This is a genomic window from Neorickettsia findlayensis (assembly GCF_009856525.1).
Classification (GTDB): Bacteria; Pseudomonadota; Alphaproteobacteria; order Rickettsiales; family Anaplasmataceae; genus Neorickettsia; species Neorickettsia findlayensis.
This window is the reverse complement of the sequence record NZ_CP047224.1, coordinates 528,391-552,805: the sequence shown is the minus strand read 5'-3', so window position 1 is coordinate 552,805 and position 24,415 is coordinate 528,391. Positions and strand designations below refer to the sequence as shown.

Genomic DNA, 24,415 nt, shown 5'->3' with positions numbered 1-24,415 from the left:
GTAGTGTGTTTTTTTATGAGGCTTTTACGTAATTCGTGTGAGAAAAACTTCTGCAATGTTTGTTTGATCTTGCAATAGGTAAGTGTATTTTTCAGAAAGAGGTGGTAAAGAGGGCTGTGAATCTCGTTCTGTCAAAGAGGTTGCGAGAAAAGGACTTGCTATATCTACACGAATACGACTTTTTGTGCCTGCGATATGTTGTTTTATTGCGTTAGACATATGCTTTTTTGCACCCTACTGTAGTTTTACTCGACCCTAGACGATAAGAGATGAGTGGCATTTGACATGTGTTCATGGATTTTTACACAGGATTATAATGAAGAAAACTAATTTCTTGAGTTTTGGTTGCTATTTACCAAAAAGAGTGCTTACTAATTTTGACCTTGAGGAGTTGGTTGATACATCTGATGAGTGGATCCTTAAGCGTACTGGGATCAGAACCAGGTATATAGTCGATGAAGAAGATGTATGTGAACTTGCCTTGAGAGCATCTTTGGACTGTCTTGAAAAGGCGATGCATTTTTCCCAAAAAGATATTGATGCGATAATTGTCGCGACGTGTACTGCTAATAAAAGGTTACCTGCAGTTGCAAATATGTTACAGGCAAGATTAGGCATAGAGAGACATATCGTGTCTTTTGATATCAATGCTGCATGTACTGGATTTCTATATGCTCTCTCAATTGTTGATGCAATGATCGCGTCTGAGAAGGTTTCTAAAGTACTTTTAGTTGGAGCAGAAGCCATGTCCACAATCATTGATTGGAATGATCGAAATACTTGTGTTCTCTTTGGTGATGGTGCAGGTGCCGTATTGGTATCAGCTGGTAATTCTGGTGGGATATTGTACGAGCAAATGGCTTGTGATTCTTCCATTGGAGAAGCACTTTTGGCAGAAGTGGGTGGAATGCTTAAAATGAATGGTCGAAGTGTGTTTGAAGCGGCTGTCAAAAGATTAACTTCTGCCATAGGTGAGGCGCTCAAAACAAGTGCTATTAGGGTTGAGGACCTAGACTATTTTGTAATGCACCAGGCTAATATAAGAATTATAGAGCTTATAGGTGAGAAAATAGGTATAGATCGCTCTAAAGTTGTTGTCACTGTGGATCGCTACGCAAACACCTCTGCTGCGTCAATACCAATTACACTAGCTTATATGAATTCTCAAGCACCGCTAAAAAAGGGTACTAAAATACTTTTTGCGGCTATGGGTGCTGGATTTACCTATGGTGTAACAATTTTTGAGTATTAAAAGACTCACTGTTCATGTTAGTACGGCTTTCTTACTAGCATATAGCGGGGTAGATCTCCAATGCATTATTGGAGGAAAGTAGCTTTCGTGACAATTCACTAGGAATTGATAGTGAAAACCCAGGCGAAATAAAGGAACTGAGCAAAGTAGCAAGTTACCAATATTCCTCTCGTAAATAGACGTGTAAGACTACATTCAGGAAAGTGAAGAATGATAAACAGTACGGTTCCTTTAAATGAGAATGACAAAATTCTGTTTTAAACTAATGATCCCGGTGCGATTCGAACACACGACACACAGATTAGGAATCTGTTGCTCTATCCTACTGAGCTACGGGACCCCAGTCTAAAGTATAAAGGAAACTTACATTTTGTAAAACTTGAAAGAGAGGCATTGCAAGTTATTGCTTTTGCTTCATAACGTATTTAAGTAGAATGTTTTGTCACTTCTTTGAATACACACCATGCGTTATGATGCCAATTGAAGGAGAAAGAGTAATTCTGTGAATAAATGACGACTGTAAATAAAAAAGAAATAGAAAAGTTTGCGGCTCTTGCCGATGAGTGGCACACTGCTGATGGCAGTTTTGGGATGCTTCACAAAATGAATAAAATGCGAGTGCGATACATACTAGGTCATGAAGATATAGTAGGTAAGAGAATACTCGATATAGGTTGTGGGGGTGGAATTCTTTCTGAAGATTTGGCGAGTCTAGGGGGAATTGTGACAGCAATAGACCCATGTAGCAAGAGCATAAATGTTGCTGCCAATCATGGTAGAGGTGAAGTAAAATATTTTGCCACGTCGTTAGAAGATTATGTGCAACAAAATGATAGTCAGTTTGATGTCATATGTATCATGGAAGTGGTGGAGCACATTGATAATCTCGAGGAGTTTATACGTCTTTCTGCAGAAATCTTGCTTCCAGGAGGGAAAGTCTTTTTTTCTACTTTAAATAAAACCGTGAAATCGTTTTTACTTGGTATCCTTACAGCAGAATATATCCTTGGGCTTGTTCCAAAGCATACCCATTCCTGGAAAAGATTTTTACGCCCTTCTGAATTGAACAAATTTTTTGAATGTTCTGGCTTAGAAATAAGCGGTATCAGGGGTCTAACTTATTGTATTTTATCCGACTCCTGGAGCTCAAGCAGTGATGTTTCAATGAACTATATGGGTTTTGCAATGCGCAAAAAATAAAGTGTAACTTTATCTTTGAGGTTGTTGGGAATTTGACACTACCATGGCTCTTTTACGTATATTGTGTGGCACCGTTTGTACAAATGGTCACGTGCTTAGAGTTCTCCTGTTAAGAAAGTGCACACATACGACCAGAGAGAGCGTCCTGACTTTGCTCATGATTATAGAAAGATGGCTCGGTATCTTAACATCAAATCTATAATCTAGGGAGAACCGCCATAGTTTGACTTGGATGGTTTTTTGAATACCATAAACGCTTCCAGTAATACTCTCGTCACAAAAATTGATGAAAAAACTGAAGTGATGATTCCAAGGGACAGTGTAACAGCAAAACTTCTGATGGGACCAGAACCAACGAAAATCATCATAAGTGCAGCAAGCATTGTGGTAATGTTTGCGTCAAAAATTGTTGCTTTTGCATTTTCGAAGCCATTCATGAATGAATTTCTTAGGACACCCGTCCTTTTGAATTCCTCCCGCATCCGCTCAAAAATAAGTACATTTGCATCGACTGCCATGCCTATTGTAAGTATTAATCCAGCGATTCCTGGAAGAGTGAGTGTTGCTTCTAGTAATGTCAAGCTTGCCACCAGTAGTGTCAGATTTACTATTAGTGCTATAGTTGCAGCCACACCATACCACCCATACGCAAATAACATGAATGCTACTACTAACAATATCGCAAGGACGCTAGCCCTTTTTCCTAAAAGTATTGCCTCCGCGCCAAGTGAAGGTCCAATAGCTCTCTGTTCGATTACCGTAAGTTCTGCAGGTAAAGAACCAGACTTGAGCAGTAGCGCAAGTTCTTTGGCTTCCTTAACGTTGAAATTGCCGGATATTTCACCACGTCCATTGATGATCGGATCGCGAATTATAGGTGCAGTCAGGACAACGTCATCCAGTACTATTGCCATTGCTCTTCCTACGTTAGCTCTTGATAGTTGGTCTAGTTTTTTTGTGCCATAGGCATTGAATTTGAATCGCACTACCGGTGCACCCCTTTGACTAAACGCAACGCTAGCATCGTCCAGGAGATCCCCAGTAAGAGAGGATGTTCTCTCAAGTGGCAAACTCCTACCGAATTTATCCTTCAGAAAAAATTTGCCCAGGATCGTCGAAGTGTCATTGACGACCATATGGAAACTCAGCTTTGCTGTTTTACCAAGTAGTGTTACTAGTTCTTCTGGATCGTTCAGACCGGGGACTTCTATTGCAATACGGTCTCCACCGAGTGAATAAATCAATGTCTCTCTTACACCGAACTCATCTACTCGTCTCCTAAGGTTATTTATGGAATCTTCAAGCAATTTCTTATTTATTTCGTTGAGGTAGCGTTCGGAATACGAAAGTTGCATATACGCACGTTTCTGATCGATGCTATCAAACACTATTTCGTCAGAAGTTTTAAAAAAATCCCTTATAACCGCGATATTGTTTTCTTCCGACTGTTCAAGCGAGATCGAAATTATTTGGTTTGAGTCATCAATCCCAATTTTTTTGATTTTTATACCTTTTTCTTTTGCAAATTCTAAGATTTCAGAGACAAGCCTGCGCAGTTTCTCGTGAATGTATTCGGTGCGATTTATAGACATCGTAATACTTACACCTCCGCGCAAATCTAATCCAAGATTAATTTTTTTATTTGGTCCAGAAGAAAAATTACCCCAAACAACGAAGGCAGAAGCCAGAAAAAGAAACAACAGAAGGAAATACCTTACGCGCAACGAACGCATTGGATTAATATAATAAAAGCGATAAAAACCTGGCTATTATAATATGAGAAATCCATTTATGATGTGCCATCATTACTTGCCTGCTTAATATCTTTCCAAATGCGTTTGTTTGAAACCCACGAGAGCACTAGCAATATCGAAAGAAATCCCATCACCTTCAATCCGAGTCTCTTGCGGTATTCCATCTCGTATTCGGATGCCCAGTGGAGGAAATGTACTACATCAAAAGCCATTTGCTCGACTGTAGCTGGTGTACCGTCCTCATAGGACATAATATCTTGAAACAGAGGTGGCGCCATAGCAATTTTACCAGTGGAAAAATATGGGTTACTGTATAGTCCTTCAGGTGCTTCCTCATCTGTGAATCCAATCAAAAGAGAGTATAAGTAATTTGCCCCGCCCATTCTACCACGTGCAATGAGCGATAAATCCGGTGGATATGCACCATTATTTGCTGCCTCTGCTGCCTTTCTGTTTGCATAAGGAGGAACAAAGTAGTCCGAGAGCACACCCGGGCGTTCATAATATTCACCATCATCATTAGGACCATCCTTCACCTGATACTCCGATGCTATTGACTTAGCCTCTTCTAGCGTAAAACCAGCACCCAGAAGGTGGCGGAACGATATTCTATTAAGTGAGTGGCAAGCCGCACAGACCTGTTGATACACTTTCAGACCGCGCCTTATACTCTGCTTATCGAATGTACCAAGCGGTCCTTCAAACGACCAAGGCATCTTGACTGGCTCTTCCGGTTTAAAATTCCCCTCGCTTGCAAGTGCAGAAACTTGACAAAGCAAAAGAGCAATAAAAAAATATTTTTTCATATTTAATGGACCTAATTTTTGTTGCTCTCCCTGATGCTATCTTCAATACTCTGTGGCAACGGTAGTGTTTTTTCAAGCTTCCCTAATATAGGCAGTACAAGCATAAAATAACTGAAGTAGTACAGTGTTGCCACTCTGCTCATACTTATGTAGGGCTCCACAGCTTCTCTACCGCCTAACCAAATCAAAAATAGAAAATTCACCACGAAGACAAAAAAGAATTTTTTGAAAAGTGGACGGTACCTACCACTTTTAACTTTTGAAGTATCCAGCCATGGTACTGCTACTAGTATTAGAACTGAAGAAAGCAGAGCTATCACTCCTCCGAGTTTGCTTGGAATTGCGCGTAAAATTGCATAGAAAGGCAGAAAATACCATTCTGGGACTATATGACTTGGAGTAACCAGTGGATCTGCCTCAATAAAATTATCCGGGTGTCCTAGATAATCAGGCGCAAAAAATACAAATCCCGAAAATACAAGGAAAAACAGTACAATTGTCACAAAGTCCTTAGCAGTATAATACGGATGAAAAGGGACGGTCTCCTTTATAGATGCTACTTCTATTCCAGATGGATTATTCGAACCAAACTTATGTAAGGCAACCATATGCAGGCACGCTAGTGCAACTATAATGAACGGAAAAAGGTAATGTAAGGCAAAAAATTTATTCAAGGTAGGATTTCCCACAGCAAACCCACCCCAAATCCACTGCACTATTGATTCTCCGAAAACAGGGATCGCTGAGAAGAAATTAGTTATCACGGTTGCTCCCCAAAAACTCATCTGACCCCATGGGAGAACATATCCAAGAAAGCCAGTGGCCATCATGCATAAGTATATTACGACACCAATTATCCAGAGCAGCTCTCGTGGGTTTTTATATGAACCATAATACAATCCCCGGAAGATATGAATGTATACCACGGCGAAAAACATTGATGCTCCAACTTGGTGTGAGTATCTAAGTAGCCATCCAAAATTAACATCTCTGGTTATATGTTCCACACTTGCGAACGCATTGGCAGCATTCGGATCATAATGCATAGCTAGAAATATTCCCGTAAGAAGCTGGATTCCCAATGATAACGCAGCCAATATACCGAAATTCCAAAAAATACTTAGGTTCTTTGGTGCTCTGTAATCAACAAGAAACTCCCTCAAGAACGAGAAGACAGGTAACCTATGTTCTATCCATCCTATAACACCAGAATTTTCCTTTAGGGTACTTTCAGTATCAGACATTTTTTTCTTTTGCTCCTATTATCACTGTTGTATCGTTGATGAAATAATAATCCGGCACAATAAGATTGGTTGGTGCTGGGCCGGAAACAACCCTGCCAGAAGTATCATAGTGCGATCCGTGGCAAGGACAGAAGAAGGTTCCATTGGCATTACTAAGAGGTACACACCCAAGGTGCGTACACACGCCAACTACTACAAGCCAATTTTCCTTGTTCGGTTTTACACGTACGGCGTCAAGTTCAGGATCTTTAAGAGAAGCAAGATCGGCGTTTTGCGCTATTTTTATTTCTTCTTCTGTCCTGTTCCTTATGTAGACCGGTTTCCCTTGCCATAGAACCTTCACACTCTGACCAGGCTCCACACTGCTTATATCCACTTCTCTTGTTGCTGTCGCAAGCACATCCGCGGAGGGACCAAACGACTTAAGTAAGGGCCAGGTAGCAGCAATAGCGCCGCCAGCACCAAAAGCAACCGTAGTTGTAACTATGAAATCTCTTCTTTTCTTATCTACCATCTGTCTACAGAAAATTAAATAACCACACCAAATGCCGTGGACAAAGCAGCATCAAGAATCAATGTTCCAAAAAGCAGGAACAAGTATAACACGGAGTAATAGAATAACTTCATACACTTCTTCTCGTCTAGATAAACATTAATCGCATAATACAAAAAGACAAATCCAAGTATGAGGGTCACGATCACATAGGTCACACCAGAGAATCTTAGAAGGTACGGTAAGATTGAGGTTATAAATAAAAGGATAGAGTAACACAATATTTGCATTTTTGTTGCCTTGACTCCAGAGGTAACCGGCAACATAGGGATTCCAGCGGCCTCATATTCACTTGAGTTCTTTAATGCTAATGCCCAAAAATGCGGGGGCGTCCAGAGAAATATTATTAAAAAAAGAACTAAACTTTCTACGCCGATATGATTAGTTACAGCTGCCCATCCGATCATCGGCGGAAATGCTCCAGCTCCACCCCCTACGACGATATTTTGAGGTGTACGTCTCTTCAAGTAGACCGTGTAAATCACAGAGTAGTAAAACACTGCTATGGACAAGAGAACGGCGGATAAGTGATTCACTGCTAACTCCATTAGTAGCACAGACAACGCAAAGAGCACTAGTCCGAAGATTAATGCCGCTCCTGGTGAAATCTTACCTTGGGGGATAGGCCTTCTGCTTGTCCGGCTCATGATCGCGTCTATATCACGATCATAATACATATTCAATGCGCCGGCCGCGCCAGAACCTACAGCAGTGCAAAAAATAGCAGTGAATACCGAAAAAAAAGGTGCATAATATCCAGAAAAATACGCAAGCATAGCACCAGCCACTGCTGTAAAAGTGACCAAACTGACAACACGAGGCTTTAGGAGGGCGAAATACGCCCTCACAGTCAGCCAATCAATCTTAGATACAATCCGAAACACCTTGCCAACGCTATTCTATTACAGGTTGCTTCTTAAATGAGTGAAACGGAGGAGGGGATGATACAGTCCATTCAAGAGTCTTGCCACCCCAAGGATTGGCCTCACATTTTTTTCCTTTGTAAAGTGTATGAAAAACTATAAACACGAAAAACAATGCTGATCCAAACCCAAGCACCGCACCAAAAGAAGAAACATAGTTCCATGGAATAAATGCATCCGGATAATCAGGTATCCTTCTTGGCATACCTGCTAGACCTAAAAAGTGGTGTGGTATGAATATCACATTTACGCTAATGAGCGTAATCCAAAAATGGATTTTGGCAAAGCACTCATTGTATTGCCTCCCTGACATTTTACCAATCCAGTAATAGAAGGCGCTGTATACGACGAACAGTGCTGCAATTGACATCACATAGTGAAAATGTCCAACAACATAGTATGTGTCATGCAGAGCCTTATCTAACGCGGAATTCGAAAGTGCAATACCTGTAACACCGCCAATAACAAACAAGAACATAAATCCTATAGCGAAAAGCATAGGTGCTTTAAGATCTATTGAGCCACCCCACATTGTTGCTATCCAACTAAAGACTTTTATGCCTGTGGGAACACCAACTAGCATTGTTGCAATGGTGAAGTAGGCTAGGGCGTTGAAATTAATACCTGTAACAAACATGTGGTGAGCCCATACAAAACAACCAATTATGCCAATGACTGCCATTGCGGCGACCATACCTTTGTAACCAAAAACCGGTTTTTGCGAAAAGGTGGACACAACTTCACTAACAATACCAAACGCAGGAAGGATAATAATATAAACTTCTGGATGGCCAAAAAACCAAAACAAATGCTGGAAAAGAAGTGGATCACCTCCGCCTGCGACCTCGAAAAAAGCTGTACCTAAGTTACGGTCGGTGAGCAACATCATAAGACAACCAGCTAGAACCGGCATCACTATGAGCACTAGTACAGATGTGACGAAAATGGACCACACAAAAAGCGGCATCTTGAACAATGTCATGCCTGGTGCACGCATGTTTAGTATAGTTGCAATAAAGTTGATAGCCCCGAGAATTGATGAAATACCAGCTAAATGCAAACCGAAAACTGCTAAATCAATGGATACATCAGGGTGAAAATGAATTCCTGAAAGTGGTGGATAAAATGTCCAACCTGTACCCGGTCCTTCGCCAATAAGTGCAGACATGACGATAATCACTAATGAGAAAAAGAGTATCCAAAAACTGATGTTGTTCAGCCTTGGAAAACACATATCTGGTGCTCCGATCATGAGTGGAACGAACCAGTTTCCAAATCCAGCTATAAGTGCTGGCATAAGCATGAAGAACACCATAACCGCTGCATGAGCAGTTATAGATACGTTATAGAGTTGATAGTTACCCATAAAGACATCTAGGTGTGCAAGTTGTGCACGTAACATCAACGAGAAAAGCCCACCTACAATTCCCCCAACTATAGAAAGAATAATGTACAACGTACCTATGTCTTTGTGATTTGTCGAAAAAAGCCAGCGCCTTATGCCCCTAGGGACCTCTGAGTGTTTATCCATAACAATTACAATAATTAACCTTAACTAATCTCCAAAACTAAAAACTATCCTTCGCTTGAGTAACCCATTCCTCGAATGCTTCTTTGCTTACAGCAGTCACAGCTATAGGCATAAAACCATGGAGTATACCGCAAAGCTCAGAGCACTGTCCGTAATAAGTACCTTCCTTGTTAATGCGAACCCAGGTCTCATTTAGTCTTCCAGGGACCGCATCCTTTTTTATTCCAAGTGATGGTACTGCCCAACTGTGTATTACATCATCAGAAGTGATTTGAATCCTTACTGTCGTATCAATAGGTAAGACGAGGTTATTATCCACAGCTAGTAATCGAGGCTCACCCTCATCTAAATCATGCTTCAAATTGCTGTCAAAAGTAATTTCATTGTGATCGGGATAGTTGTATGTCCAATACCATTGATGTCCAATAACTTTGACTGTCATTTCCGCATCTGGAATATGCTCCTCGTACTTTAGCACCTTCAAGGAAGGAACAGAGATACCTAACACGATAAGCACCGGTATCACCGTCCACACAATCTCCAGCAAAGTGTTGTGTGATGTCTTAGAGGGAGACGGATTTCTCTTCTTATTAAACCGGATGACAGTATATAGAAGAAGAGCATTAACCGCAGCGGCAATGCAAACCATGATTATCAGCATCAGATTATGGAAGTCATTGATATAGTCCATCACAGGGCTAGCTGATCGCTGGAATCCAAGTTGCCATTCATGGGGTTGTCCAAGTTGTTCACCAAAAGCGAAAACTGGAAACAGAAAAATGAGTATTAAAACAAGCTTCTGCATAAAACAACGTCGATCCTAAAGATTTGGCTTATTATACAACACGAATAGAAGATTTTTAATATCACAAACGTACTGATAATGGTAATACTCGCAGATAAGTTGAGTAAAAGTAAGATTAATGAAACAATATTCTTATTTTACTAATTTATAATATTACAAAATTTACTTTTATCATATCTCTCTCCTGCACAAGAACAAAAACCTACACTCAACATAAGGGGTTATTTTTTATTATTTAAGATAAATGTATTTTTCTTAGCAACTTTTTTAACGCTGCTATTAGATCAAGCTTGAGCTTCTCCGGAAGATCCAAACGACATATTTCATCGATCTTTTTCTCCAATGATAAGAGCTGATTTTTGATTTGACTCTGCTCCATCACATTTACGCCCAACTGTAAGAGGATTTCTATCTTATCAATATCTTCAAAAGCCTTGTTAACGATTTCAAACAAAACTACTCCTCACCTAAAAGGTACGTTGCTTTGTTGCAACAAAGCAGAAAACAAAGCTCTACACTTTATCTTCTGTTGAACGTATGAATGCCTCACAAATAAATGCGACTGGGTAGTACTGGACTCGAACCAACAACCTCTTGCACGTCAAGCAAGTGCTCTAACCAATTGAGCTAACCACCCAAATAAGACTTAATAGTACGCAAAATTTTCGTTATAGGGAAGTCCAAGTATCTATGGATGGCGATTCGGCAGCTATGTTAGGAAGACAACTGTGTGACGTATAAATGGAAATCGCAATAGACAAATCCATTAAATGTGAAAAAAGTAAGTTCTTGCAGTGTTACCAGCGCAACTATATGAAAGATGCAACTACGCAAAAGAGGCTGTAACAGAGCTAATTAGCTCTATGATTTTCCAATATGTTTCTTTAAGGACTTTCTCAGAGATGCAGTAAGGCGGCATTAAGTAAATCGTATTTCCGAGTGGTCTTATCAGTAGTCCTTCTTTCATGAATATTTCTTTTAGTTTTGCTGCGATCACGTGACTGTAGTTGCACTCTTCTGAAAAGAGATTGAATGCTACAATGGTTCCACAAACCCTTTCTGCTTTAATCACTTCTCGTAACGCAAGTTTCAGATCACAAATGAAATTCCTATGTAGTTGTTCAATGTGAGCAATTTTGTCGAGCGTGCTTGTACTTTTTAGTAATTCTAGGGAGGCAATACCAGCTGCGCAGCCTAGTGGATTTGCAGTATAAGAGTGGCTATGAATTAGTGCACTGCTAAAGTCATCAGATAAGAATGCGTTGTATACTCTCTCACTTGTAATTGTGAGTGAAAGTGGCAAAAAGCCACCTGTTAAGCCCTTTGAGAGACATAAAATGTCTGGTTTGGTAGGAATGTAATCCAGAGCGAACATTTTGCCTGTACGATAAAAGCCAGTCATGACTTCATCAAATATGATGAGTACCCCATATTCTCTGAACAACTCTACACACTGCTCTAGATACTTATGTCGGCACATCCGCATACCTCCAGCCCCTTGTACTAGTGGTTCAGCTATGAAACCTGCTACTCGGTTTAAATTTTTTTCTAGAAGGTTTCGGACTGCGTTTAATGAAGCCTTTTCCTTTCTCTCTACATCTGGGTCGTTTTCCCAGGTTGCAGGGAAAGGTACATGAGCTACTTCGAATAGAATTTTCTTATATTGATCGAAAAAGCCAGATGAGGCTCCCAGGCTCATCGCACCGACAGTATCCCCATGATAGCCCTTATCAAATGAGATAAAAATATCCCGTCGCTTTTCACCTGAGTTTTTCCAGAACTGCAATGCGATTTTTAACGCCACCTCAACCGATGTAGATCCGTTATCAGAGAAAAAAAATCTCGTAAGGTTCTCAGGTAATTCTACTTTAAGGTTTTCGCATAGTTGGACAGCTTGATCGTGCGTAAAACCGGCAAAAATTACTTGTTCAAGTTTCAGAGCCTGTTCATATATTGCACGTGCGATAACTGGATTAGCGTGGCCATGTAGGTTTACCCACCAACTCGATATAAGGTCCAAATATTTTTTGTTCTGCTCGTCATATAAGTACTCACCCTCTCCCTTAATTATTGCTATTGATGGAGAAGAAGTTTTTTCTTGTGTAAGTGGATGCCAAATGATGCTCTTATCCCTTCCAGCTAAGGTGGCTGTTTTATTATGTTGATGCATATCTCAAATATGGCTGTGCAGGTGGTTTCGTACGGATTCTACTACTGTCACTGTTTAAACACAAGTTAGCTTAATATTTTAAAGAAGTGAAAATTTGTTCGTTTGAAGTAATAATTCATGTGGCTCGAATTTTGTATGATGCATGCAAAAATATCTCGCTTTAAGAGTCATTAAAGCAGTGAAAAATTTTTGCGTTTTAGTGTGATTTCAGCAGTGCCTTCATCGAATCATGCATCTGTATGCTGAGGATGCTATCTCTGGTTACTTCTTTTAAGTGCGGAAAAGTGGCTAAGATCTTGGTCGAACCGTATTCTGCTATTGCTTTCGAATTGTATTCCAAAAAGTCCTCGCACGTTGAGTTTATTACTACGCCGAGAACTTTTATTTCTCTAGCCCGCAGTGCTTCAAGAGTAAGTAAAGTGTGATTAATTGTGCCTAAAGTAGAGCGCGATACAATTATTACTGGTACTTTTAGGTGTTGAATTAGATCCACCATTTTAATTCCGTTTTCCTGTAATGGTACAAGGACTCCTCCAGCACCCTCGATAACAACGTTGTTATTTTCCTTTTCCCGGTCCTTTACTTGAGTAGCTGCGCTGATGAATTTGCTTTGCTCGTGCTCTATGGTTGGAATAGAGTGTATTTTTTCGCCAAGGCCCTTCCTGTGTTTAGGTAGCTGAATCTTAAAAATATCAATTGGTCTTCCGTTTATCTTAGCCGCGACATGTGGTGCAATTGGCTCAGGGAAGGAAAAAATCGAATCATAGGTTGGCACGCCCGTAATACTGAAAATAAATCCGTTGTCGCTACTATTTCCGGTTTGTATCGGCTTAAAATAATCCCAGCCCAGGTGCAAACATATCCAACTGCTTATTATTGTCTTGCCAACATTTGTATCTGTTCCAGTGACAAAGATAGCCATGTTTCATTCAGCTAATACAGAGAATCGCTTGTTTATATAAATTACACTGTGTTAGTACTTCAATATGTCCTCGCTTGTGATTCGCTAAAGCTGTTTCGGACGTCCTAACATATATCTACTTTCTCTCATGCCGTAATGGTTGATGCCGAAACACGTGAGGCTTCGTAGATCTATATTATATATTTTATGCACTCACAAGCGAGCGATATTAGTTGTTGCTTTTTGAATTTGTAAATGTTTGGCTTCCGTAAGCGATTTTGTGTTTAAGATGCCAATGTGTGGAGACGTGCTATGATGTTTTTTCACGCAATGCTAATTCACTGACAATCGTGAGGAGTGAGTTGTATTTCTCTGCATTTGAACTTTATTACCCAACTGTACATCCTGTAATTGGTATATGAAGATGAAGGGATCTCACTGGAGTTATGCACGGTGTTTACGGTTGCTGCTCTGTGTAGTGCTTTTCCAAGTACATAGAAAACAGATCAAGTGATATGATTGCATATGCCACTTACTGATTGTAGATGCCAGACATACAGAACGATAAAGTAGCAGCAAACTTTAGTAGAGCAAGTTGTTCTTACGACCTCGTGGCAAAAATACAAAAAGAGTGTTGTTACAAGTTGGTTGCAATGCTACGAGAGAGGCTCCCGCATTTCGTACCGGCATCCGTGCTGGATATTGGTGCTGGGACTGGTTGCTTGACAAGATTGTTACTCTCGGAGTTTCCTTATGCTACTTATACGATGAATGATATATCGTATGCCATGCTTGATCGTGCGAGAGAAACGGTCGGAGAAAATGTATCTACAATCTTGGGTGATATGTTGAAAGTCAAATTTTCCGTATTTGATCTCATTGCTTCCAGTATGGCAATACACTGGAGTTCAGACCCCGTAACAGTCTTGAAGAGTGCCTGTAGACTGAGCAAAGCATTTGCATTTTCGATACTTGTTCAGCCTTCACTATACGAGTGGAGTAGACTCTTTCACGAACTTTCTTTACCGTCGCCAGGATTACACTATCTTTCATCCGAAGAAGTAGAGTTAGCGATAATGGATACTTCCCCGACATTATTTACTTGGGAAGTGTGCAATTTCGATATGCGGTTTGCCTCACCAAAGGAGTTTATAAGGTATATGAGACAACTTGGTTCTAACTATTCGCCAGCTGGGTTCAACGCATATCACTTGAGGAAAGTTTTAAAACATGCGTATGGTGAATTTTTTTCAAAATACTCAGTAATGTTTGGGATAGTTTCGTGGTCACGTTTTTAGTTATCTCTAGACACGTAAAAAATGTGATCTAGCTTTCTACTTCACTTTGATATTGTAAAACTGTAAGCAACTGTCGTAGAAGTCAGCGATGCGACGGTGCAGTTTTAAAAGTGAAACCTACGTTAAATTCGCAGAAATCTCTCTATCAAGCCATAGGTTGAAGACGGTAGTGAGCCTATTAAATTATGTCCGCCTCTTTCAAAAAGTATTATTTCGTGATTGGAAAAGTTGTCATATAGAATTTCCACCGGCACGATGCGATCCGAGATGCTACCTAGAATAAGTGTTGGTATCTCTGGTACTGAGATAGGCGACGTCAAATTCTCTAAGTCGGTAAGAAGTTTTTGTATATCCATTTTGCCGCTTGGGAGTTGCTTTTGAATGTCTTTAGCATCTTTAAGGGCCCTTATGTGGAAATTTTGCAACGTACCATGTGGGTCGTGTTTGAAAGCTTGAAGCATCTTTGTGAGCTCATATGTTCTCTTATTTCGTAACTTGGTGTTCTTTCCTAGGAAGTTTACAAAACCGTTGATGCCTATGATGCGGTTGAGTCTGTTTCCAAAAAGCAGGATGAGTTTTGCCATCCCAAGCGAATGGCCTATTCCCACGTAATTTGTATCTGTTTCTATCACTTGGTCAGTGATCTCAGTCCCGAAGTATCCTAAGTTAAGTAGTTTGATCTCATCTTTTGCAAAGAGCTGTATCATCGGTGACCAAAATTTTTGATCGAAACCCCAACCGTGACATAAGAGTATTACTTTCTTACTCATGTAGTGTCCTCGAGTAGGTTTTTAATGCTTTTTATGCCTTGAATAAGGCGAGCAATGTCATCATTAGTGTGGAATGTACATAGTGCTATCCGAATTCTCGACGTGTTCAGAGGTACAGTTGGTGGGCGCACAGCAGAAACAATTATTCCTTTTTCGAGAAGTTTTTTCTTTGCTTCGAGTACTTTTTCTTCTTCTCTAAGTATAATGGGAATTATGTGATTGGTTGAATTTCCGGTATTGTATCCTTCTTGGTTGAGAAACTCTCTTACTTTATCTGCCATTTCTAGGAGTATTTTTCTTTCTTCATCTAAGAGTGCTACTGTTTCCCATGCTTTCGTTATTGCACCGAGCAACATGGGTGGAAGTGCGGTTGAATATATCAAGCCAGGGCATTTGTTGATTAGGTAGTTTTTTATCAATGTAGAAGATGCGATATAGCTTCCGAAGACCCCAATTGCTTTACTAAATGTTCCCATGACGACATGCGTGATCCCCGAAAGGTCAAAGTTAGTTGAGAGACCGTATCCATTTTTTCCAAGGATACCTGTAGCATGAGCTTCGTCTAGGTACAGCACCGCCTTGTGTTGATGTGTTAAAGTAAGTATGCGTCCTATATCTTGCACATCGCCATCCATTCCGAATAATGTCTCCGTCACTACGAATTTTGGGCGTTTGTCCGTAGAGTATCTTTCCATTAATCGGGAAAGATCTTCCATATTGCAGTGCGTATAGCGGACCATTTCTGCACCAGCAAGAAGTATTGCGTGGTACAGGCTGGAGTGATTCAACCTATCGAAGAAAACAATTGCTCTTTGACCAAGAACAGATTTATCGAGAAGACTGGAAAGCACCGTTACATTTGTTTGAAAACCTGAACCCATTACCAAAGCAGCTTCGGTATTTTTGTCCTTTGCGATTCGTTCTTCAAGTTCTTTAAAAATTTCGTTGTTTCCTGAGAGAAGCCTTGATCCAGTTGCACCGATCCCACCCTTGAAACCATACAAGTAGGCAGCCTCTAATGCCTCCCTAGATTTACTCAAGCCAAGGTAATCGTTTGATGAGAAATTAATGTAATCCCTTTCATTTGTGCACGTCTCAAGCTTGCGATAAAGATTCTTTGTCCTTCTTTGTGTAAGAAAATCTGCGTAGCAAGATAATATATTGTCTGAAACCTCTCCCATAAAGAATTAGAGATTTTCAATTGATTTGGGTAATTCTACAGTCGTTTCTTCGCAAATGTCACTTTTACTTATGATCGTTTTGCGACCACATGATACGTTTTCATAAAATGAATTTACTGTGGCAGCACTGGACTGCTTGTATTGTAGGAGGTGAATTTTAAAAATGCTCTCTGTCATCTGAGGGGATAATACACTATTTACAATTTACAGATTCACTTCCTTGGCAAAGAGACGGTTAAAAGGTGTGTTTCGATTAGCAATGATGAGTGTTGTTGGTGCTATGTGGAACGGTTGGAAGCTCTAATGCTTTATTAGGTTCAGTTTCTGATGGCAACAGTCTAAGTAATCGGGAATTGATGTAGGTAAAGATAATAGTGTGATCTTTAAGAATTAGGATCAGGGCCCTTTGCTTTTAGGCGAGTTTAATAGGGTGTTCTGAATAGTTCAAACTAGACTTTTGTATAGAAACTGGTTTACGTGATAGAAATAATATCTAGAAATATTGAACTAGTTGTTTGTACACCCTCAAACACAGCGAGGATTCATTTCTTCTAACGAGGGTGGTACAATGGTGCCGAGTTCTGCGGATATTATGACGAAAGTTTGGCAATTCTCCGAAGCTGAGGAGTTATTCCACCTTCCTTTTTTAGATCTTCTTTATTCTGCTCAGCGTGTGCATAGAGAAAATTTCCCGCATAATCAGGTCCAGCTTTCTATGTTGCTTAGTGTTAAGACTGGTGGATGTCCAGAGAATTGTTCTTACTGCCCGCAGTCTGCGCACTATAAAACAGGACTGGAAAAGGAGCCTGTAATGAAAGTTGAAAAAGTACTTGAAGCAGCGGAGAGAGCGGTTGAGCTCGGTGCTACGAGATTCTGCATTGGCGCTGCCTGGCGCGGTCCACGCGGAAAAGATTTGGACATAGTCTGTAAAATGATTTCCGGAATCAAGAAGCTCGGATTAGAAACCTGTGCTTCGCTAGGTCTTCTTTCTCTTGAGCAAGCTGTTTCTCTTAAAGCAGCTGGTTTGGATTTTTACAATCACAATATTGATACTTCACAAGAATACTATTCTAAAATAATCACTACTAGAAGCTTCGGCGACAGAATAGAAACCTTAAAGAATGTCGCTAAAGCTGGTTTGAAGATTTGCTCCGGGGGTATTTTAGGGATGGGTGAGAGCAATGAAGACCGTATAAAGATGCTTGTTGAGCTTTCCCACCTGAGTTTTCCGCCTGAATCAATACCCATAAACAAGCTCATCCCAATTCCAGGGACCCCGCTAGAGGGAAAGAATGCCGTTGATCCTTTAGATTTCGTAAGGATTATTGCGCTTGCCAGGATTATGTTTCCTAAATCTTATGTAAGGCTCTCTGCAGGGAGGGAAAGCATGTCGGATGAATTACAAGCTTTGTGTTTTATTGCAGGTGCAAATTCCGTTTTCTATGGCGAAAAGCTTCTTACATCTGCCAACTCTGACCCACAGAGAGACGAAAAACTCTTCTTTAAATTAGGTCTCCTTAGAGAGAAGAGTAAAACAGCTGTTGACTGTGCCATTAATTCAGGATTATAGAGAAAGTCTCTCGTCTACGGATTGTTCCCGGTATAGATGCTACGTATTCATATGTTTCGGTCATACGACAAATAGATCCATTCTAAGAAACGTTATGATACAGCTTAGTGGAAGCCGTTCTTTCTTTTTGAAGGTCTTAAAGCGCATGTATCAATTGTGGTTAAGTGCAATTTCGGACTCTTTCATTCTTGTGTCACTATAGCGGATGATTTGCTGACAAGTTTTTTTTGCGTACTTCAAGAACGGAGAAATAGTTTTTCAATCTCTTTCCTCGGAAGACGAATATGCGTAGGGCGTCCGTGATTACACTGGCCTGTATGTGGAATATTCTCCATAAGTTTTAATAGCTCTTCTATTTCTTCTCTTGTGAGATTATGGTTTGCCTTTATAGCTCTTTTGCATGCTATATTTGCATATATTCTTTCAAGAAGCGTCCTGGGCTCAATGTCTTCTTCTAGCAGGGAAGCGACTTCTTCTATTAGTTCGTTTGTGGGTGTGTTTTTAAATACTTCAGGTAGCGAATTTACCATGACGGCACAATGACTGACGCGCTCGACTACTAAACCGATTTCCTTGAGCTTTTCTCCGTTGAGAGACAGTATCTCGACTACTCTTTCGCTAAGTGGTATGAACTCTGCTATTAGTAAGTTTTGCCCAGGTGAAGTAATGCTATTCTTCATCTGTTCATACAGTATACGTTCGTGTGCTGCGTGCTGATCTATTATAATCATTTCGTTCTCTGTTTCTGTGATTATAAAAGTCCCGTGTATCTGGCACTTAAACTTTCCGAAAGTTTCGAAGTGCTTCTCATCTTGCAGCTGCTCGCAACGGTTTGTCTTCCTTACTTGTTGCTGCAAGAACGAAGTGTTTTGCTTTTCATGTAAGGAGCTTGAGGAAGGGCTTTGTTGCTGTCCTAACGGAAGTTTGTTCGGATACCCATCAGGAGTTTTTTTGTTATTTATCATGGAGAGTGATTCCTCCAATGGGTCCGTTGAAAAGTGAAATGGCTCTTGGTTGTTTTGCGTATGATCAAAATCCAGATTTGTTTTATGCTCAAATTGTTTTGCACATTCTTCTGGCTGTACAGTCACTTTTCTCTCTTCAGGTAGGTAAAGCGAATGATTTCTTGTTATTTTTGATCCAGTTTCGTTGTGAAAATTGCTTTGCTTTTCGACTAGTTGATTAAATCTCTCAAATGCACGGTTTGCAACGGTTGTGGAGGTACTATGGCTACATTGTGTCAGGTTCTTACTGGTCACTGAAAGGAGAAATTTTCTAATTACCTGAGGGTCGCGGAATTTTACTTCAGATTTATTGGGATGGATATTGACATCTACATCGTTGTTCTGAATCCTGATGAAAACAACAGCAATTGGGTATGTATTTTTTGGGATGTAATCGTTATATGCATGCCTCATTACAGACGAAATTAGGCCGTCCTTTACCGGCCTACCGTTCACAAAAATAAGACTGTTATTTTTCTTTTGAGTGAGAGTAGGTAACCCTAAAAATAGTTCACCGGAGATGCCATCGTTTGTGTGCTTAATATGGATCATGTTCTCGACAAATTCCTTGCCCAAGACTTTTAGCTGTTCCATCCGTTTTAGTGGGGTTGTAGCTTGGTAATCCAGTACCTGCCTACCATTTGATATGAGTTCAAACGCAATACTAGGGTTTACTAGGGCTAGCCTATTTAAGAGCTCAGTTATGGACGAGAGTTCTGTCTTTTCACTTCTCAAGAAACGCAGTTTATTCGGTATATTGTGAAAAAGTTTCCTTACTTCAACCACCGTACCGCATTTTATATGATGAGGTTTTATTTCTTTTGTCTGAGCATCGATGACGTACCCGTCTCCATTGAAACAGGAGGCAATCTTCATCTCGGAAGTGACCGCGATTGAATGTAAGGCTTCTCCTCGAAAACCTAGGTAATTAATATCATAAAGATCCTTTGTATTCAGTTTTGATGTTGCATGCTTCTCTATTGCTAGAGGTAGGTCCTCTTTTGGGATTCCCAAACCATTATCGGTGACACGAATGAGATTCCTGCCTACCTCTTCTAGCTCAATTTTGATACTTGTCGAGCCCGCATCTATGGCATTTTCAACGAGTTCCTTAACAGCGTTGGCAGGCTTCTCGAGGATTTCACCCGCGGCGATCTCATTTATTATTTCTATTGGAAGTACCTGTATCTTCACTGCGTTTATGAAAGTGCGTTCTATAATTCCGAGGGAATAATCGTACCCTTATTTTAAACGTTATTGTTCATACATAGTACAGAAATAATTTTTCTACTCTTTAGTGTGTTGGATATTTTGCTAGTTTACATGGTATTCCAACGCAAATTCACTTTGCTTGTGTTGGATATTTTAGCAGCTTATCGGTTGTGCGAACGCGAATCCATTTCAGTGTACCAGACTCTCTGCTAGTTTGCGTGCTCTTTAAGTGTAAGCCTTGTTTTATCGAATAATCTGTAAATATACATTGTTTATACGTGCGCCGTAGCTATTATTGGAGGCCAAATGTTTCGCCTCCAATACATCCAGAATCACCTTTGAGGTGATTCTGGTTTCACATCTGTGCCTCCAGTTCCAGGCGCTTTGACTGAGCCTTCTGGCGCTGTTCCATGTGATTTGACGCCTTCCAAACCCGCGGCCGCTACAGCTAGTTGTGCTACTGGGATAGTTTCAGGGCTTGGTGGAGTAGGTGTGTGATATTGTGTCTCGGATGGGGCTGCTGGTGAGTCAGCGCTTGGTGGTGTGCATGGCTCTGGTGAAGGAGTGCTAGAACTTTCTCGAGTTGGACTTGGCGACCTAGAACTTCTTTGTGCGAGTACTTGAGAAAGCTGCTGCATCAGTTGTTCTCGCGGAGTAGGAGCTATCTGTCTTTCAATCGCCTTCGGTGAAGGAGCACGTGGCGTTGCTGGTTTTAGCCCACTTCCTGCCTGAAGTCGTGCTTGCAGTTCGACCATCATCTGGTCAACAGGTGATGGTCTATGCTCTTGCGTTATTGGACGGCGTACAACCACCTCAGGTGTTGTTGTAGCAATGGGATCAGGTAATGGAGGTGGAGGAGGGATAGGTCTATCACCTTTGCTAGTTGCTTGCTCTTGTGTACCTTTACCAGATACTCTTTCCTGAACTGGTATTGATTTTAATAATTCATCCAGCGTTGCAGGTTTACTATGTTTCGTGAGGTCACTTTCGGAGAAGGATCTAGTCAGCCTAGTTCTTTCATATGTGAATGTCTTAGGTGATTTAGTGGAAGCTTGGGGATCAGGTACTGCAGTGTGTGATGTTTTTTCTGCTGTGTCAGGCTTAAGTTGAGCTGATTGTTCCCGTTGAGGGTCTTGTCCCTCTTTAGTAGCTTGTGACTCTGGCTCGGAGGAACTACTTCTTTGAAACATTCTCCTAACAAACTCCCCACTTACGACTTGCTGTATAAAATTCAGTAGGGTGCGCGTAATGGCGCCGGCCAAGTCGAGAGCCCTTAGTAATAAGCTGTCAAGAAAGCCAGGTGTTTGAGTTCCTTCTCCTTCTGTTCTTTGCTTCTCTTCTTCACCTTTTTTTTCTGAAGGTAGTACTGCGCGTTTCGTGGCAAGCTTTCTTTTTTTATTTTCTGGTATTTGTTCCGGATCAGGTGTTGCTTTTTTGTCTTCCTGCGTAACCGCTTTTTCCGCAGCGTAGAGTATCTCAGACACCTCTTGATCCTCAGGTGTTGAAGGTTCTGAAGGTGTTGATTCCTCTTGTTCAGCACCTTCGGTTGGACTAGCTTCGGTTGCTTGAGCTTCTACGTCTGCAGAAAGATCCTCCTCAGACCCCTCAAGGGGAGGCATTTCTGGATCTGTCTCAATCTCAGCTCTTTCATCGGAGGTAAGTTCTTCCACACTGGATTCCTGCTCAGCAGATGTTTCTACTTCCTGCTGTTCTTCCGAACTTCTCTCCATTTCCTGTGCTACCTCCTCCTCTAGATTTGGGCGCGCCATGTGAATAGAGGCAGTGACACTCTGCCTCAGCGATTCATTGGTATTTGTAAGCAAATCGTAGAGCAGCGCTCTCTCGCGTTCATGGCCATGGCCTGGTGTTGGAGTGAGGCCTGGAGTAGTTGCTACCTGTTGCTCCAGAGCAAGTACGAAATGGCCTGACATCGCCGCCCTCGTCGTCATCAGCGCTCCACGTACGGCATCTTCCATTATTGTCGCTAACTCGGAAGCAGTCTCTGCGTTTACAGCCCTTTGCACAAGCCCTGCATGATCTAGTAGCATGACGCTTAATATCTCACGTACAACCTTTGGTAGATGGGGCGCGCCCTGTGCTAAGGTCCCTACAAATTGGAAGCAGGTCCCTTGAAGCATATCTGCTATGTGTGCCGCTTTTTTCCTGGAAAGAGGAGGAGTACCGTTTTCATTTGGTTTAATGTGTTTTACACATTGTTTAAGACACTTGAGAAGTCCATCACGACACTTAACAATCTCTCGCCTATCAGGATTACCTAACTCTTTGAGTTTTGACTGTTCAGCAGCAAACTCACTGTGGAGAGCAAGCGCTTCCTCTAATAGAGCCTGCTGTTCAGCAAGGGGTGCTCTCCTTTGCTGTATGGCTCGAATCAATAAGGAGCTTATTTGTGCTATTGAGTATAGTGCCTCTGAAAATTCTCCAGTTAGGAAAGGTGCATAACGAACACTCTGCATCGCGTATCTAAATCAGTAAATTTCCTAACATACTAGGATAAAATTCTTAATAAAAATATAGTATCCTAATATAGATATTTACTAATTTGTCTAGATGTTAATTAAGCATAGGTACACAAAAAGTCCTTGCAGAAGAAAAGATGGTTTTATTTTTTCATGTAAATATCCTCTTTATGTTATCCTGCCCGAGCTAGAGCAGAAGTTAAAAACCAGAGAAGTATTGCTTACTTCTGATGTTGTAAAGTTTCTGCTGCTTTCCGAATGCTGCAAGCGACAATGTCAGATCTTGGTTGAGTTGAAGCATCCTTTTTATTCTCTGTCTGAGTTGAAGCATCTTTTTTACTCTCTGTCTGAGTTGAAGCATCTTTTTTACTCTCTGTCTGAGTTGAAGCGTCTTTTTTACTCTCTGTCTGAGTTGAAGCATCTTTTTTATTCTCTGTCTGAGTTGAAGCATCTTTTTTATTCTCTGTCTGAGTTTCAGTATCCTTTTTCTGTTGCACAAAGTTGTTAGTGCTTTGCGTAGAAGCTTCCCTTTTTAATGTGCTAGAAAATGACGTTTCTTGATTTTCAGAAACGCCACCATTTTTTGGTGCAGTAATAGTTGTTTCTTCTATTAAGGGATTTCTTTCTGGTGCAGTGAGAGATGGTATGATTTCTTCTTTAAGGATATTTTTGCCCTCTGATGTAGTTTTAGTTGGTTCTTCGTATAAAAGTTGCTTTTTTAACTCAATATAGAAAAGATTTTCTTTTTTGGCTAGTTTTTCGTGCGGGGAGATGGGCTTTTTTGTAGTAAAAATTACTTCTTTAAACTGAACAATTTTTTTCTTAATAAAATTCAATAACCATTCTGACTTGTTCTCACTTTTTTGTTTACGGTTGACTGGCTCAACTGAGAATCTTGGGTTTACCCGGATAAGCGCTGCGATGTGTTGTACTACAGTTGTTCTGGTTAAAGCCTCAATCTGAGTTATTGATTTTACTACATTTATACCCAGCTCTTTTGTTGTGCTTCCTTTTTTACCATGTCTCTCTGCGTGTTCTCCAAGTATCTGAACTACTTTTTCTGTTTTGGCTGTCTCACCCTCGATTGTGTCTTCAATAAGTTTTTGAAGGTCTCTACTTTCTAGTGTAGAATTTGCCTCAGTAAGTGTATTTGTTATTGCTGTCCTATAGATGTTAGGTGCTGTAATTGCAAGAAAGGAGGTTAAGGGATTATCCTCGGCCTTTTTTTCGTATTGTTTGTACCGTTCCCTTTGTTTTTCTCTATTTGGTTCTTCTAAGATATCAGTTACGAGTCTTGTTGAATCTTGAAAGATGTTATGTATATATTCAGCAGCTTTCTCGTGTGTTGGAATTTCATTATATAGATGTAATCTGCTTAGTGCGTTAAGAGATTTCTCGTGAGCCTCTTTTAGCTGTATGGTAATGTTTTCTCTATATTTTGTCTGGATCATAGGATCTCCGGTCTTGTTAGGTTTTGCAAACAATACGATGACTTGGAGTGTTTCTAGCAGTGAACTTATCCCGCTTTGTATGAGTCCTTCAGGATCATTTGCCGTGCCCATTTCTCCACTAAAATCCCTGTTGAATGAATTTTCTGCTTCTTTCAATTGCATGGTCATGGATTTTAGTTTCGCTTTCTGCTCTTTTAGGGATAGATTTAGCTCAACTATTGTATCCAAGCCGAAAATATCAGTTTGGATGAGGGTTTCTACAAGATTTTTAAATTTACGGTCCAGCATGTGTAGATAAGTATATACAAGAATA

The 24,415-nt window shown here is 40.6% G+C and carries 19 protein-coding genes and 2 tRNA genes; 4 read left to right on the top strand and 17 right to left on the bottom strand.

All coding sequences use genetic code 11. The features are described 5' to 3' along the window. Positions 1-316 precede the first annotated feature (316 nt). On the top strand, positions 317-1,252 hold the full coding sequence (locus tag GP480_RS02545; RefSeq protein ID WP_160095595.1) for a beta-ketoacyl-ACP synthase III: 936 nt from the start codon (positions 317-319) through the stop codon (positions 1,250-1,252). Between the two features lie 266 nt (positions 1,253-1,518). On the opposite strand, the gene GP480_RS02540 is transcribed toward GP480_RS02545, so the two are convergent. After that, positions 1,519-1,592 (bottom strand) — tRNA-Arg (locus GP480_RS02540). A gap of 170 nt (positions 1,593-1,762) precedes the next feature. Between GP480_RS02540 and ubiG the strand changes: the two genes are divergently transcribed. Next, positions 1,763-2,452: a bifunctional 2-polyprenyl-6-hydroxyphenol methylase/3-demethylubiquinol 3-O-methyltransferase UbiG gene (gene ubiG / locus GP480_RS02535; RefSeq protein WP_160095593.1), complete on the top strand. Its 690-nt coding sequence runs from the start codon at positions 1,763-1,765 to the stop codon at positions 2,450-2,452. Positions 2,453-2,655: 203 nt separating this feature from the next. On the opposite strand, the gene secD is transcribed toward ubiG, so the two are convergent. The 11 genes from secD to bioD form a co-directional block, all read right to left on the bottom strand. Further along, positions 2,656-4,185, bottom strand: a complete 1,530-nt coding sequence (gene secD / locus GP480_RS02530) for a protein translocase subunit SecD (protein ID WP_160095591.1) — start codon at positions 4,183-4,185, stop codon at positions 2,656-2,658. A 56-nt stretch (positions 4,186-4,241) separates the two neighbouring features. After that, positions 4,242-5,012, bottom strand: a complete 771-nt coding sequence (locus GP480_RS02525; RefSeq protein ID WP_160095589.1) for a cytochrome c1 — start codon at positions 5,010-5,012, stop codon at positions 4,242-4,244. A gap of 11 nt (positions 5,013-5,023) precedes the next feature. Further along, positions 5,024-6,256 (bottom strand): cytochrome b, encoded by a 1,233-nt coding sequence (locus GP480_RS02520; protein WP_160095587.1) that lies wholly within the window; start codon positions 6,254-6,256, stop codon positions 5,024-5,026. Further along, positions 6,249-6,770 carry a ubiquinol-cytochrome c reductase iron-sulfur subunit gene (gene petA, locus GP480_RS02515; RefSeq protein ID WP_160095585.1) on the bottom strand — a complete coding sequence of 174 codons (522 nt, stop codon included), beginning with the start codon at positions 6,768-6,770 and terminating at the stop codon, positions 6,249-6,251. The genes GP480_RS02520 and petA overlap by 8 nt, the downstream gene beginning before the upstream one ends. A 14-nt stretch (positions 6,771-6,784) precedes the next feature. Continuing rightward, a complete protein-coding gene (cyoE, locus tag GP480_RS02510; protein WP_160095583.1) occupies positions 6,785-7,693 on the bottom strand; it encodes a heme o synthase in 909 nt (302 codons plus the stop codon). A 10-nt stretch (positions 7,694-7,703) separates the two neighbouring features. Beyond that, entirely contained in the window at positions 7,704-9,263 is a 1,560-nt protein-coding gene (gene ctaD / locus GP480_RS02505; RefSeq protein WP_160095581.1) for a cytochrome c oxidase subunit I, read from the bottom strand. A gap of 37 nt (positions 9,264-9,300) precedes the next feature. Next, the gene (gene coxB, locus GP480_RS02500; RefSeq protein ID WP_160095579.1) at positions 9,301-10,068 is read right to left on the bottom strand and encodes a cytochrome c oxidase subunit II; all 768 of its coding nucleotides are present in this window, start codon (positions 10,066-10,068) and stop codon (positions 9,301-9,303) included. Between the two features lie 235 nt (positions 10,069-10,303). Next, on the bottom strand, positions 10,304-10,522 hold the full coding sequence (locus GP480_RS02495; protein ID WP_160095577.1) for a hypothetical protein: 219 nt from the start codon (positions 10,520-10,522) through the stop codon (positions 10,304-10,306). A 109-nt stretch (positions 10,523-10,631) separates the two neighbouring features. Further along, positions 10,632-10,705 (bottom strand) — tRNA-Val (locus GP480_RS02490). Between the two features lie 189 nt (positions 10,706-10,894). Continuing rightward, positions 10,895-12,238 carry an adenosylmethionine--8-amino-7-oxononanoate transaminase gene (gene bioA, locus GP480_RS02485; RefSeq protein WP_160095575.1) on the bottom strand — a complete coding sequence of 448 codons (1,344 nt, stop codon included), beginning with the start codon at positions 12,236-12,238 and terminating at the stop codon, positions 10,895-10,897. 196 nt (positions 12,239-12,434) lie between these two features. Further along, entirely contained in the window at positions 12,435-13,160 is a 726-nt protein-coding gene (gene bioD / locus GP480_RS02480; RefSeq protein WP_160095573.1) for an ATP-dependent dethiobiotin synthetase BioD, read from the bottom strand. Between the two features lie 524 nt (positions 13,161-13,684). Here bioD and bioC point away from each other — a divergent pair. Continuing rightward, positions 13,685-14,437 (top strand): malonyl-ACP O-methyltransferase BioC, encoded by a 753-nt coding sequence (gene bioC, locus GP480_RS02475; protein ID WP_160095571.1) that lies wholly within the window; start codon positions 13,685-13,687, stop codon positions 14,435-14,437. A 122-nt stretch (positions 14,438-14,559) separates the two neighbouring features. Here the strand turns inward: bioC and GP480_RS02470 are convergent, their stop codons facing one another. Both GP480_RS02470 and GP480_RS02465 read right to left on the bottom strand, forming a co-directional pair. After that, entirely contained in the window at positions 14,560-15,207 is a 648-nt protein-coding gene (locus GP480_RS02470; protein ID WP_160095569.1) for an alpha/beta fold hydrolase, read from the bottom strand. Next, the gene (locus GP480_RS02465) at positions 15,204-16,388 is read right to left on the bottom strand and encodes an aminotransferase class I/II-fold pyridoxal phosphate-dependent enzyme (protein ID WP_160095567.1); all 1,185 of its coding nucleotides are present in this window, start codon (positions 16,386-16,388) and stop codon (positions 15,204-15,206) included. The genes GP480_RS02470 and GP480_RS02465 overlap by 4 nt, the downstream gene beginning before the upstream one ends. A 589-nt stretch (positions 16,389-16,977) precedes the next feature. On the opposite strand from GP480_RS02465, the gene bioB reads away from it, so the two are divergent. Continuing rightward, positions 16,978-17,958 carry a biotin synthase BioB gene (gene bioB, locus GP480_RS02460; RefSeq protein WP_410522092.1) on the top strand — a complete coding sequence of 327 codons (981 nt, stop codon included), beginning with the start codon at positions 16,978-16,980 and terminating at the stop codon, positions 17,956-17,958. A gap of 236 nt (positions 17,959-18,194) precedes the next feature. On the opposite strand, the gene mutL is transcribed toward bioB, so the two are convergent. From mutL to GP480_RS02445, 3 genes are all read right to left on the bottom strand, one after another. Beyond that, complete coding sequence (gene mutL, locus GP480_RS02455) at positions 18,195-20,156, bottom strand: DNA mismatch repair endonuclease MutL (RefSeq protein ID WP_160095565.1); 1,962 nt, start codon at positions 20,154-20,156, stop codon at positions 18,195-18,197. 350 nt (positions 20,157-20,506) lie between these two features. Beyond that, positions 20,507-22,648 carry a hypothetical protein gene (locus tag GP480_RS02450; protein WP_160095563.1) on the bottom strand — a complete coding sequence of 714 codons (2,142 nt, stop codon included), beginning with the start codon at positions 22,646-22,648 and terminating at the stop codon, positions 20,507-20,509. Between the two features lie 224 nt (positions 22,649-22,872). Next, positions 22,873-24,390 carry a hypothetical protein gene (locus GP480_RS02445; RefSeq protein ID WP_185147408.1) on the bottom strand — a complete coding sequence of 506 codons (1,518 nt, stop codon included), beginning with the start codon at positions 24,388-24,390 and terminating at the stop codon, positions 22,873-22,875. Between the last annotated feature and the right edge of the window lie 25 nt (positions 24,391-24,415).